The 13,549-nt window shown below is 46.5% G+C and carries 10 protein-coding genes; 7 read left to right on the top strand and 3 right to left on the bottom strand.

Going from position 1 to position 13,549, the window contains the following annotated elements:
- Window positions 1-6 precede the first annotated feature (6 nt).
- The 3 genes from KVT36_RS28885 to KVT36_RS28875 form a co-directional block, all read right to left on the bottom strand.
- Window positions 7-990 carry a type I glyceraldehyde-3-phosphate dehydrogenase gene (locus KVT36_RS28885; RefSeq protein ID WP_217606911.1) on the bottom strand — a complete coding sequence of 328 codons (984 nt, stop codon included), beginning with the start codon at window positions 988-990 and terminating at the stop codon, window positions 7-9.
- 36 nt (window positions 991-1,026) lie between these two features.
- Window positions 1,027-1,656 carry a pyridoxamine 5'-phosphate oxidase family protein gene (locus tag KVT36_RS28880; protein ID WP_217606910.1) on the bottom strand — a complete coding sequence of 210 codons (630 nt, stop codon included), beginning with the start codon at window positions 1,654-1,656 and terminating at the stop codon, window positions 1,027-1,029.
- Between the two features lie 236 nt (window positions 1,657-1,892).
- A complete protein-coding gene (locus tag KVT36_RS28875) occupies window positions 1,893-2,441 on the bottom strand; it encodes a hypothetical protein (RefSeq protein ID WP_217606909.1) in 549 nt (182 codons plus the stop codon).
- A 197-nt stretch (window positions 2,442-2,638) separates the two neighbouring features.
- Between KVT36_RS28875 and KVT36_RS28870 the strand changes: the two genes are divergently transcribed.
- The 7 genes from KVT36_RS28870 (at window position 2,639) to KVT36_RS28840 (ending at window position 13,542) form a co-directional block, all read left to right on the top strand.
- Window positions 2,639-2,875, top strand: coding sequence for a hypothetical protein (locus tag KVT36_RS28870; protein WP_217606908.1), 237 nt, complete (start codon window positions 2,639-2,641; stop codon window positions 2,873-2,875).
- Entirely contained in the window at window positions 2,875-3,666 is a 792-nt protein-coding gene (locus tag KVT36_RS28865; RefSeq protein WP_217606907.1) for a Fic family protein, read from the top strand. The genes KVT36_RS28870 and KVT36_RS28865 overlap by 1 nt, the downstream gene beginning before the upstream one ends.
- Window positions 3,667-3,862: 196 nt before the next feature.
- Window positions 3,863-4,459: an RNA polymerase sigma-70 factor gene (locus KVT36_RS28860; RefSeq protein ID WP_254640241.1), complete on the top strand. Its 597-nt coding sequence runs from the start codon at window positions 3,863-3,865 to the stop codon at window positions 4,457-4,459.
- A gap of 60 nt (window positions 4,460-4,519) precedes the next feature.
- Window positions 4,520-5,602, top strand: a complete 1,083-nt coding sequence (locus tag KVT36_RS28855) for a FecR family protein (RefSeq protein ID WP_217606906.1) — start codon at window positions 4,520-4,522, stop codon at window positions 5,600-5,602.
- Between the two features lie 180 nt (window positions 5,603-5,782).
- The gene (locus tag KVT36_RS28850; RefSeq protein ID WP_217606905.1) at window positions 5,783-9,178 is read left to right on the top strand and encodes a TonB-dependent receptor; all 3,396 of its coding nucleotides are present in this window, start codon (window positions 5,783-5,785) and stop codon (window positions 9,176-9,178) included.
- Window positions 9,179-9,209: 31 nt separating this feature from the next.
- Window positions 9,210-10,661, top strand: coding sequence for a RagB/SusD family nutrient uptake outer membrane protein (locus tag KVT36_RS28845; RefSeq protein WP_217606904.1), 1,452 nt, complete (start codon window positions 9,210-9,212; stop codon window positions 10,659-10,661).
- Between the two features lie 133 nt (window positions 10,662-10,794).
- The gene (locus tag KVT36_RS28840) at window positions 10,795-13,542 is read left to right on the top strand and encodes a hypothetical protein (protein ID WP_217606903.1); all 2,748 of its coding nucleotides are present in this window, start codon (window positions 10,795-10,797) and stop codon (window positions 13,540-13,542) included.
- Window positions 13,543-13,549: the final 7 nt, after the last annotated feature.

The following is a 13,549-nucleotide window of genomic DNA, read 5'->3' as shown; positions in this document are numbered from 1 at the left end:
ATGCCCTTAGATGGACTGGATCTGCCTGATCATCTGGTTAGTGAAGCCCCACTCGTTGTCTAACCAGGCCATTACCTTCACCAGGTCTCCATCAACTACCCGGGTCATTTCCAGGTCAACGGTTGCAGCAAAAGCACTGCCGATAATATCAGTGGATACAAGCGGTTCGTCGGTTACGGCAAGTACTTTTTCATATCTGGAAGTCTTTGACTCCTCCGTCAGAATGCTGTTGATCTCTTCCACTGAGGTAGCCCTTCCGGCAATGAAGGTGATGTCTGATATAGAGCCAACAGGTACGGGCACCCTTACTGCGATCCCGTCAAATTTTCCCGCATATTGCGGCAGCGCTTTTGTGGTTGCTATGGCGGCGCCTGTTGCAGCGGGAGCCAGGTTTATGCCTGCTGCTCTGCCCATGCGTGGCTCCCGTTTGGAGGGCGCATCAATAAGGGCCTGGGAGGCAGTATAGCCATGGGTAGTATTCAGGATGGCTTTTTTGATGCCAAGCCTGCGGCCTAATATCTCGATTATGGGACTGATGTTGTTGGTGGTACAGCTTGCGCAGGAGAAAACCGATACTTTGCCGTCCTCTGTATTTACTCCATGCACTACTGTTGGGGTATCCTTGGTAGGACCGGAAATCACCACAAATTTAGCCCCTGCTGCCAGGTGTTTTTCAGCAGCAGCCATGTTGGTAAAGATCCCGGTGCTTTCAATTACTATGTCTGCCTGCACCGCTGCCCAGGGCAGGCGCTCAATATCTTTTATGCTGGTATACTTTACAGGTTTTCCCTCTACCAGGATCATATCGCCTTCCACCTGCACTTCCTTCTGATATTTGCCGTAATTACTGTCATATTTAAGGAGGTAAGCGGCGTTTTCGATGCTCATCAGGTCATTCACGGCCACTACCTGGAGGTCCTGTGTTTCTAAGATGATCTTTAATGCTGCCCGTCCTATACGTCCAAATCCGTTAATTGCTATTTTTTTCATGATTATAAAGTTTAAGTCTGCGTTACTTTTAATTTATTAGGGTTCAAAATTATTTAGGTCTTCCAGCTCCTTTCGTAGGTCTGTAAGCTGCTGTTCCAGCTGCCGGATATGTTCATCCTTCGGTTCCAGGATGGTATCTATTTCAGCGGTGGTATATCTTGGTGTGATGTGCTGAGAGCAGTTCCAGTCATAAGCTTTAATGTGGAACAACATGATCCGCTCTGGCCTGAACTTATAGTCTTCGGGTTTCAGCTGATCAAAAAGAACCGGATTTTCATTGATCTCCACAATTTCCGCTTCGGCATATATTTTTAATCTTGCCCGCATAGGGTAGGATAGGAGGATCAGCGAGACCTTCGCATTTTTGCTGATGTTACCTACCGAAATGTACTGACGGTTACCGCTGAAATCAACAATACCAATGGTCGCCTCGTCAATCACTTTAATGAAGCCCCTGGGCCCTCCACGGTGCTGTATATAGGGAAAGTCATTTTCCCCATAGGAAGCCAGGTAGAAGCTGTCCATCTGGCTGATGAATTCCTTTTCGATCGGCGTTAGTCCGTCCACGTAACTCATATTTTCTACCCGCTGATAGGCAGTCCTGCTGCCCAGTCTTTTCTGGATCGCTTTAATGACGTCGGTAAAGGCGAGCTTTGAATAATTCATGGCAAGAGAATTAATTTCACACCACAAAGTTGCAGCAGAAACAATTGCCGGTGTTAGACAGTAATTCCCTGAGTGTTAACAATTCTTCCTTATTCTCCGGAAGAAAACATCAAAGCCCTTTTAATATGAATGCCCTCAAAAAGCTGGAAACTTTTTGAGGGCATTATATGCGCGCGATGCCTTTTAACTCCCCCGAAGCATCTGCTTCAGGGCCGGGCTTTTGCCTGGAATGGTTTTTAATTCGCATTTTTCAGTGTAAACTGGTAACTATCCTTTGCAGCCGGTATACCGCCGCCGGTGCTGATCTTCTTAGTCAGGGTAACCGGAGTGGTAACCGTCACATGAAATTTCCCGTTGCTGTCTTTGGTCACTTCCGCAGTGCCGCCTGATGGGCTGTCATACAATACCGCGCCGGTATTTACTGCAGTGCCGATCGTACAGTCAATGTTGATGATCTTGGTGCCTGGATTGCTTACCATTGCTTCGGTAGTGCCCAGTGTGTAGGTGCCTTCCCCCAGGTTGCTGTAAAAGGTAATGGTAACGGCGCTGCCGGAAAATGCACCGTAGTTGCCGCCATCGCCTGATGTACTGACAACAATGGCTGTAATAGTCTTGCCGTCATTGGTCTGGGAAGATTGTGAGGAGCCGCCTTTTACATAAGAGTAATCCCCTAGTTTCCAGGAGGCAGCATTGTCATTTGCCGGAGTTGGGTTATCGCCTTTGCCCCCGCAGGAAAACAGCATAGTGGCAGACAATGCCAGGATAAGAGCTGATAATTTTCTCATAGTGTTGGGTTAAGAAAATTTCTCTCCGCACTGCGAGAATGATGCCAATGTTGAGCTGGTTAAATATATTAAAAGAGACTGATTTTCAATAATTAAAGAAATAATGTTTTTTAACTATGTAAATATTTGAAATAGTAGATGTTATTCTTACTGAGTAAAATTTCTTAGATTTGGGTCTATCAATTCTTAATTAAAGAATGAACCGGCTTGCTGCAATATCTGAAAATATAGATGCATTATGGATCTTGTCCAGAAAGGATACTATCTTTTTAAATGATCTGCAACAGGAGTTCAGGCGCGATCTTCAGACCTTCATTGTTGGTGAAACATTATATATGAAGGATGGAAAGCTTGTAATTGGTAATAATTTATATAAAAGATGGCTTGAAAAAATACAAGCTCACGGATTCGATTACGAGATTGACTTTAAATAATGATTGCACAAAAAATAGAGCAGATCAATACCCTTAAAAGTCAGATATCTGAATTAACATCCAATAAAGATTGGGATGAGGCCTTTCTGGAAAAAGTAAAAATTGACTTCACATACAACTCCAACAAATTAGAAGGGAATACACTTACCTATGGACAAACTATCAAACTGCTCAAAGATTTTATAACTCCACAAAATGCTGCCCCCGGCGAACTTTTAGATTTAATAAATCATCAGAATATTTTAGATATTGTATTTAACAACTACAATTATGAAAGTTTATCAGAAGAAAGCATAAAAATTCTTCATAAAGAGCTAATGAAGAATATAGCACAATGGAATGACGATGGGCTCTATAGTCCGGGCCAATATAAAGCTTTTGAGAATATGACCGTTAGAAGTAACGGGAAAATTCATAAATATCTATTGCCTGCTGAGGTGCCGGACGCAATGAGAGCATTGATCCAGGATACTAATACCCAATTGGGGGGCGTAGATATACATGATATTGACAAACATCCCTTAACAATAGCAACGCGTTTCCATCTAAATTTTTTAAACAGCATACATCCGTTTAGTGATGGGAATGGCAGAATAGGAAGGCTTTTTACTAATCTAATCCTGCTGAAACAAGGTTTTCCACCCATTTTTATTACAAGTGTAGATAAGATTGAGTATCTAAAACGGTTTGAAAGATCTGATTCAGATATTGGCCTAATGCTTGACTTCCTGGCAGACAGGTTAATAGAGAGTTTGGAGATGAAGTTAGCATTTATCAGAAGCTGTCAATAAGCAATCCTCTGCAACAAAATCTCCTCACACCCAACCATCCGAAATTTTTACCCCCTCAAGTATCAGAAATAGAAAAAATGTGTACTTTGAGATTTGAATAAATTCACCGGTAGCGTCAACATTGGCCGTTGCGCCGGTTTTCAGGGGGAGGACAGCGGTTGTACGTTTGTCAATCAAAATCACAATAATCGGTTGCTTGCGAAATACTTCACATCATATAAGCGAGGAGCCGCTTGTAGAGCTTCAGCACATCGGGAATGGGGATGAACAGGCGTTCCGCCGCTTGTTCCAGTATTACAGCCCCCGGCTCAACCAGTTTGCCTATTCCATTGTGAAGATAAAGGAAGCAGCCACGGAAATAGTGGATGACGTATTTGTTAAGTTATGGAAACAAAGAGAAAAAGCGTCTTCCATTTCCAATATCCGCGTTTACCTCTATGTGGCGGTGAAAAACAGTTCCCTTAATTACCTCTCTTCCAAAGCCCACCGGCAGATCACAGAACCCTTCAATCATTTTGATATAGCGCTAAGCCGTGACCAGGCGCCGGACGAAAAAATGATCAGTGCCGAATTGCTGGGAAAGATCACCTCCGCGGTGGAATCCCTGCCACCCAGGTGCAAGATGATCTTTAAGCTGGTGCGTGAAGACGGCCTCCGCTACAAGGATGTGGCCGAGATCCTGAACCTCACTGTAAATACGGTAGATGCCCAGATGGTGATTGCCGTTAAACGTATTTCTGAAAAAGTGCAGGCCCATTTCACCGCTTTCCCCAAAAAGACGGTCAAAAAATAATTTATTGGCGCTTTAAGGTCATCTCTCCATTTCCCTGTCTTTATCATTAACCACGGTTCAATGCATAAAGAACGGATCACACAGCTAATTGCCAGAAAATTATCCCGGGAAGCATCTCCCGAAGAAATAAAGGAGCTGGATACCCTTTTAAAGGAGTATCCGGAAGATGCCTATTTGCTTTCCCTCTTAACAGATTACTGGCCTACTCCCATTCCGGCTATGGCTGATGAAGACGCAGCTTCCGAAGCACATTTCCGTCATATACTGGACGCCGCGGCCGGCGAAACACAGGAAGAGGCCGGGCCGGTATACAAAAGCCGGCCGCATTATATACGAGCCATCCTTACTACAGCCGCCGTTCTTGCAGGGGTGATCTTTTTCTCCTGGTTATACGTAAAACAGTTCCGCAGCCAACCGGTTGTACCCCTGGTTTCCCGTATAGAAACCATCGCCAAACCCGGCGCCAAATCAAGATTATTACTCCCGGATGGAAGCGTTGTATGGCTTAATTCAGGGAGCAGGATCAGCTATCCTGTCAATTTTACGGATTCCCTGCGGGAAGTGGAGCTGGAGGGAGAAGCCTATTTTGATGTAGCTAAAAATTCCGGGCATCCCTTTATCGTTCATACCCGCGACATTAATATAAAGGTGCTGGGCACCGCTTTCAATGTAAAGTGTTACCCGGAAGATAATAAAACAGAGGCCACCCTGATCAGGGGATTGGTGCAGGTATCAAAAACCGGCGGCAGTGATCAGGCAATACTGCTGCATCCGCATGAAAAAGTTGTAGTGAGTAGCGTTCCGGAGAGCGTTGCTGCAAATACAAGCCTCCCTTCCCGCCCCGCTGTTCCGGATAATATGATCGTGAAACAACTTAAAAAAAGCGCTGCAGATACCGCCATGGTAGAAACGGCCTGGGTGTACAATAAGCTTGTTTTTGACGGGGAGGATTTCCCGGAGATCGCAGCTGAAATGGAAAGATGGTACAACGTAAAAATAGTTATTCATGACCCGGCAGTAGCCAGGTATAGGTTTCACGCAAAATTCGAGAACGAAACTATCACAGAAGTACTGTCAGCCTTGCAGCTCTCGCTGCCTTTCACCTTTAAAATCAGCAACAATGAGGTAAACATCTACCAGTAACAGCAAAAAAAATCGGGAAATGCAGCAACATTCCCCGATAAGTCTAATGTTTCAGAAACCTCCGATCGGCAAAATCAACGGGTTTCTTTCTTCTTAAACCATAAATCTAAAGTTATGAAAAAAAACGTACCTCCCGCCAGGGGAGTTATGATGCCACGCCTGCTTAAATTCCTTCTATGTATGAAGCTTTCCTTGTTAATTATTTTCCTAACCGCTTCACAGGTCAATGCAGCAAAAGTTTTCAGCCAGACCATAACAGCCAGCTTTGAACAGGTTGAGCTGCGCACCATCCTGAATGTGATCGAGAAAAAGGCCAAAGTCAGGTTTATATATAATTACGACCTTAATCTGCTAACGAAAAAAGTAGATTTCTCCGTGAAGAATGCAAAGGTTTCCGATGCACTCAATAAATTATTGGAAAATTCCGGCCTGCGGTACCGGGATATGGGAAATAACCTGATCGTTATTTCACCGGGAAACGACGGGACAGCTGTAAGTCAGGCCCGGCTTACAGTTACCGGCTTGGTAACAGATGATCAGAACCTGCCGCTGCCCGGCGTAAGCATTAATGTAAAAGGCACGTCCCTGGGCGCTACTACTAATGCCGAAGGGCATTTCACTTTGAATGTTCCCTCTGCCAATGATACCTTATTATTTACCTACATCGGGTTTGCGCCACAAGAGCTGCCGCTGGCAGGTAAAACAACGCTCAATGTAAGGCTGGTGGCAACTTCCAGCAACCTCACAGAAATGGTGGTGGTGGGTTACGGCACGCAAAAGAAACGGGATGTTACCGGCGCCATTGCTTCTGTTCCCATGAAGGAGATCAGCGATATGCCTGTGTCGAACGTAGCCTCTGCCCTGCAGGGTAAAATAGCGGGCGTAGTGGTGCAGCAGAATTCCGGAAGTCCCGGCAGAACGCCTGCCATCAAAGTAAGGGGCTTTGGTTCTATCTCCGCAGGAACAAGCCCGTTGATAGTAGTGGATGGTAACATTGTTCCGGCATCTGTTTTCGGCTTGCTTGATGCAGAAGAAATTGACAAGATAGATGTGCTGAAAGATGCTTCTTCCGCAGCTATCTATGGCTCCCGTGGTTCCAACGGCGTGATCCTCGTAACAACTAAAAGAGGCCGCGTCGGCAAACCGCGGATGAACCTGAATGCATACACCGGGTTTCAGCAGGTGACTGAAAAGCTGGATGTGCTGAATTCACAACAGTATGCAGCATTTGCCAAAGATGCGGCAAACAACGCTTACCTGGACAATGTGCCCGGCGCGCAAATATCAGATCCTAACAGCGTAAGACCGTCCAATTACCTGCGTTACCGGTATCCCCGCGGAGATCTTTTTGACTGGTTTAACTTTGATGATCCGGCAAAAGTAGCCGCACTGCCTGATTACAAATACCAGGACCTTATTTTCCGTACAGCGCCTATCAGCAATTACCAGTTCTCTGTTATGGGCGGCTCTGAAAATGTGCAGTACACCGTAAGCGCAGGTTACCTCTCACAGGATGGCATTATCAAAAAGTCAGCCATGGACCGTTATACCCTGCGGGCAAACGTGGATATTAAAGCTGCGCCAAAGCTTACGATCGGGGTAAACATCAACCCATCCTATAAAGTAACACAGGAAGTAAGGTCAGACGGGCACTGGGCAGACAACGGTATTATCAATGCCGCGCTCAATACCATGCCTATGGCTCCTATCTATGCGGCAAACGGCAGCTATTCTTCTATGACGGCGCTGGCCGCTCCCTACAACCTGCCCGGCATCACCAACCCGGTTGCCAATATTACAGAATACAACAGTGAGTTTAATGAGCTGAACCTGTTGTCTAATGCATACGCGGAATACGCATTCCTTCCAAACCTGAAATACAGGATCTCCGGTAATGCCAATATTTACCAGAACAGGAGAAATGCTTTTACCACTTCAAAGATGCCGCTGAATCAGCTTTTGCCGCCTACAGCTGCAACAGGAAGCGCATTTTCAGAACAAGGGGTTAGCTGGCTGGTGAACCAGGTATTGACCTATAATGTATCCTTCCACGATGTGCACAACCTGGAAGTGCTGGCCGGTACGGAATCCAATAAGCTGCAATATCAGTCTTCCAACGCAGGTGGCGGCACCTTTGCCAACGATATTGTGCAAACGCTTAATGCCGCGGGGCAGCCAACATCCGTGACCTCCCAGAAATTAGCAAATGCTACGGTTTCCTACTTTGCCAGGGTAGATTATAACTATAAAGGCAAATACCTGTTAAAAGTATCAGTGCGCCGTGATGGTTCTTCTATGTTCGGGCCTGATAACAGGTTTGGCACTTTCCCGGCTGTTTCTGCCGGCTGGAGGGTAACAGAAGAACCCTTCATGAAAAACCTGCCGGTACTGTCAGAGCTGAAGCTGCGCGTCAGCTATGGCCTTTCCGGGAACAATTCATTTGGCAACAATAACTTTTATCCCTATGCAGCAGGCGTAGGCTCTACCAACTATAGCTTTTACAACAACGTGGTTACCGGCCTTGCTGTTAGCTCGCTGGGTAATCCCGGCCTTAGCTGGGAACGTAACCAGCAGCTGGATCTGGGTGTGGACATAGGCCTGTTGCAAAACAGGATCTCTGTTTCTGTTGATTATTACGACCGTACCACCAAAGACCTGTTATTGTCTGTAAATGTGCCCACGCTCACCGGGTTTAGTACTGCGTTCAAGAACATTGGAAAGATGAGTAACAAAGGTTTCGAGTTTGGTGTAAGCAGTTATAATCTTACCGGGGCCTTCACCTGGAATACAAGCGCCAACCTTTCTTTCAACCGGAACAAAGTACTGGCGCTGGGACCCACCGGTGACCGCATCCTGAGCGGCAGCGGTGTGGGAGAAACAAATGTTACGATGATAGGGGAGCCTATAGGCAGCTTTTTCGGATACAAACAGCTGGGCATATTTAAGGATGCTGCTGACCTGCATACTAATCCGCATGATAACACTACACGGCCGGGTGATGTGAAATATGAAGATGTAAGCGGAGATGGCATCCTGGATGCCAGGGACCGGACCATCATTGGTAATAACCAGCCTGATTTCATTTATGGCATGACCAACACCTTCTCCTATAAGAATATTGATCTCAGTATTGCTATACAGGGCACGCAGGGAGGTCAGATCCTGAACCTGAGCCGCCGTTTTTTTGATAACCTGGAAGGCGGAGGCAACAACCTGACCCTGGCGCTGGACCGCTGGCGTTCCCCGGAAGATCCCGGTAATGGCAAAGTGCCAAGAGCCAATGCGCGCACAACCGGTAATAACAATGCCGTTTCTTCCCGCTGGGTAGAAGATGGCTCTTACCTGCGCATTCAGAATGTAAGCCTGGGTTACAGGTTGCCAAAGTCTGTTATAGACCGTCTTAAGCTGCAACAGGTACGGATATACGCTTCCGTACAGAACCTTTATACCTGGACAAAATACCTGAATTACAACCCGGAAGTAAGTAATTATGAAGGGCCGCTTACAGGTGGCGTTGATTACGGCAGTTATCCATTGGCAAGAACAGTGACTTTTGGGATCAACATCGGGTTTTAGTGTTCAGGTTAAACTATAAAATTGACATCTCATGAAATTCAATCATCACACTATATTACTGGTTCTTTTGTTGTCGTCCTGTGGCAAAGGTTTTATAGACCTGAAGCCGGTATCTTCCGTCACTACTGATAATTTCTACCAAACAGCGGAAGATTTTACAAACGCCGTCAACGGCGCTTATAACGCACTCAGAACAGGCGGCACTTATGGCGCTGACAGTTACATTTTTGGAGAGGTGAGGTCCGATAACTCCACACCGGTAGCTTCCGGTTCCGTAACGGACCAGGACGAGTTTGACCGTTTCTATATCCGTACCACCAACCCGTTCATCAATAACCGCTGGAGCAACAGCTACACGGCAATAGGCCGCTGCAACGCCATTCTGGGCCGTATTGACCCTATTACAATGGACAATGCGCTGAAAGCCCGGTATATCGGGGAAGCCAAGTTCCTCCGCGCCCTCTTTTATTTTAACCTGGTGCGCACGTTTGGAGATGTGCCGCTGGTATTAAAAGAGATCATTAACCCGGATGAAGGTTATGAATATGGCAGGAACCCGAAGGCCGATGTATATGCACAAATAGAAAAAGACCTTACAGAAGCTGCAGAGGCGCTGCCAGCTTCCTATACCGGTGCAGATGCCGGCCGGGCTACACAGGGCGCTGCCAAAGCTATGCTGGGCCGCGTATTGCTAACGCAAAAGAAATATGCTCCGGCAGCCGTGCAGCTGAAGGCTGTAATTGACCTGGGCCAGTATATGCTGGTGCCGGTGTATGCAGATTTCTTCAAAGTGAACAACAAGAACAATAAAGAAGCCATCTTTGATGTGCAATATAAATCCGGTGGCATAGGACAGGGAAATCCCTGGCCCAATTCATTTGCACCGCAGAATTCAGGGAACGCAGTTATCCAGTTTGGCGGCGGCGGAAATAATGTACCTACAGACGACCTGGTAAATGACTATGAAGCAGGTGATCAGCGACAAGCGGCAACCATAGCCACTTCCTACGTGAATGCCAGTGGCGCTACCATTCCGGGCAACTTCGTTAAAAAGTATTATGATGTTCCAACTGTTATAAATGATAATGGAAATAATATCCCCATCATCCGTTATGCAGATGTGATCCTGATGTATGCAGAATGTTTGAACGAAGCAGGATACGTTGCAGGCGGAGAAGCATTTACTTATCTTAATGCGGTGCGCAGCCGTGCCGGGCTCAATGATCTTACCGCCACTGAAGTGCCCAGCCAGGCAGCGTTCCGGCTGGCAATGGAACATGAAAGAAGAGTGGAGTTTGCCTTTGAGAACCTGCGCTGGTATGATCTTGTAAGAACGGATCGCGCCATGACCGTGATCAATGGAAAAGCAGCCCAGATCAACCCGGTAAATCCTGTTACCCCGCAGAACCAGGTATTCCCGATCCCACAAAGCCAGATAGATATTAATAGCTCAAAGATCACGCAGAACGAAGGTTCTAACTAAAAAAATTTACGTCATTGCGGGGAGCAAAGTAAAGCCAGTGTGTGTGGGGCGACGAAGCAATCTTCCGGCTCCTCGCAATAACGTGATTGATTGGTATATGAAAGCGGATAAGCATTAAATAAAATATTAACGGATGAAAATAGCAGGGTGTATCTTTTGCCTGGCATTGTTATTAGCTACCGACAGTTACGCACAAAATTTTGATACCTCAAAGCTTAATGGCAGCCACGATCTCCGGTTGCCGTCCTGGGGGCCTTATTCCAAGCGGTATGCAGGCATTTCCCATATTCCGGATCTTACCTCCGGTATGCGCTTTGATTTTTCTGTGCTGCCAGGTTATTACCGAAATAAGCTCCTGGTGCCAAACGTGCGGTTTGAATCTTCCTATTTTCCCTGGAATGTGAAAAATGATCTGAGCGCCATTACCTACCGGTATGAGCTTGAATGGAAAGACCAGGTATATACCGATGTTACCTATACGTTGATCGATACATCTGCTGTATTGGTATCTATGCATTGTGTTAACAATACCGCTCTTCCGCAGAACCTTTCCCTGAACCTGGTAGCATCTATGGAATATCCCGAAAACTACGGGATGCAAACGTTAAAATATGGCGATGGCACGTTATGGTATAATGCAGTGAGCTACCGTTCCATCTCATATGTTATTAAGCGGCCCAATACTGATCTTGTTTATGACGGATGGATGCGGGGAGAAGTGCGCAGCTCCCGGCTTATAAACGGCCGTGGCATTGATGGTGGATTTGGCCGGCAGCCGGGCGATAAAATTGAGTACGATGTAAAGGCCATTAATAAGGGCAGGCTGCTTTTTATTTATACCATGAAGAACGGAAAGGAGTCCGCCGTGCAGCTCTCAGGGCTGGTTAACCAAAAAGTTATTTTCAAAGCAAGTGATACGCTTGCTGTGCTGGACGTTCCGTTTGAAACAACGGGCAGCAATAAACGTAGTTTAACCCTTACCTCACTTGGCGGTGGCGATATACTGTTGAATGGTTTCGTTATCACCACGGAGTTATCCCGCGAGCCTTTTACAATTGTTCCGGCGCCAATGCTTAAAACGCCTGTGACTGAAGAAGACCTTGCGGCACGCAGCCTGCTGCTCAAATACCAGGATGTACCATTGTATTACGGCATCAGCTGGGATACGGAGCCTTTTAAGATCCGCAGTATCCGGAATGATGAGCTGGATATTTTTCTCCGGGATGAAACGCATAACCATGTGGCCAAAGTGCTGAATGGAAATATGAAAGGTGATTATGCCAATGTTTTTATAAGGCCGGTACAACTGGAACCATTTTCCTCGCAAACATGTACCGCGCTGCTTAGCTGCGGCACCCATGATGCTGTGCTGGCAGCATTGAAAAATAGTACCTCATTAAAAACACATTTTGCCGCGCAGCTGAAAGATACTATACCCGAAGAAAAGGGAATACTGCCGGAGGGCCGGCAATACCTGTTCAGTCATAAGATGCTGAAAAGTACCTTGCTTTCAAATGTGGTATATCCTGTTTATACGCAAGATCAGTACATCAGGCATTTTACACCCGGCAAATGGTGGAACAGCCTGTATACCTGGGATCTTGGTTTTGTTGCATTGGGTCTTTCAACGATCAATCCGGCACTTACGGCTGAATGTATCAATACCTATGTAACACCGCCGGGAAGCCAGTCTGCCTTCGTTCATCACGGTTCACCGCTGCCTGTTCAGGTCTATGCATTCCTTGAGCTGTGGAATAAAACACAATCCCGGGAATTGCTCAGCTATTTTTATCCCCGGCTTAAACAATATTATGAATTCCTGGCAGGGCGTTATGGAAGCTCTTCCACCAATGTGCTGTCATCAGGTCTGCTGAAAACCTGGGATTATTTTTATAATTCAGGAGGCTGGGATGATTATCCGCCACAGGCAGGCGTTCATAGTCAGCATTTGGAAAAACAGGTAACACCGGTAGTAACCACGGCGCATATCATCCGTGTAGCCAAGATCCTGCGAATGGCCGCCAGGGCGCTCAACAAGCCCTCCGATCTCAAAGCATATGACAAGGACATCAGCCGGTTTACCGCCGCCCTGCAAAACAATGCATGGGATGCAAAGAGCGGATACTATTCATATGTAGTGCACGACAGCGCAGGCCATGCCGCCGGCTTTTACAACGATCCTGTTTCCGGCGTTAATTTCAATATGGGCCTGGATGGCGCTTATCCGCTGATATCCGGGATGTGTACAGCCCCTCAGCAGGAAATTTTAACAGACAAGATCTTTTCGCCCAAACATATGTGGAGCCCTTCCGGTATTACCGTTGTAGACCAGTCAGCTCCTTACTATCGTATAGACGGTTACTGGAACGGAGCCGTATGGATGCCGCATCAGTGGTTTATCTGGAAAAGCATGCTGGACATGGATAGAACTGATCTTGCTTACCAGATAGCATCAAAGGGCCTGGATGTTTATAAAAGAGAAACGTATGCCTCTTATTATACCTTTGAACACTTCCTGGCGGCATCAGGCAGGGGCGCAGGCTGGCACCAGTTCTCCGGTTTGTCTACACCCGTGCTGTGCTGGTTTGATGCATACTATAAAACAGGAACTATAACACCGGGGTTTGAGATCTGGATCAACAGGCAGTCATTTAATAATGAGCATACATCGTATAAAGCGGATATTTCTTTTGATCAGGCTACCTTGCCGCATAAACGCGCAATGCTGGCAGTAATGGATCCGGCATTTGATTACGAGGCGCAGTTCATTGGAAAACCAGTTATGCTCAAACGTTTACAGAAAGGAGTGCTCCAGCTCACGCTTCCCGCTACTAATGAAACAGGTACGCTGACTATTTCGCCGGTTGACCATCGTAAATAATTATTCG

This window comes from Chitinophaga sp. GbtcB8, assembly GCF_019091455.1.
In the GTDB taxonomy this organism is placed as follows: Bacteria; Bacteroidota; Bacteroidia; order Chitinophagales; family Chitinophagaceae; genus Chitinophaga.
The sequence above is the reverse complement of the archived record's forward strand: the minus strand, read 5'-3'. Positions and strand labels throughout refer to the sequence as shown.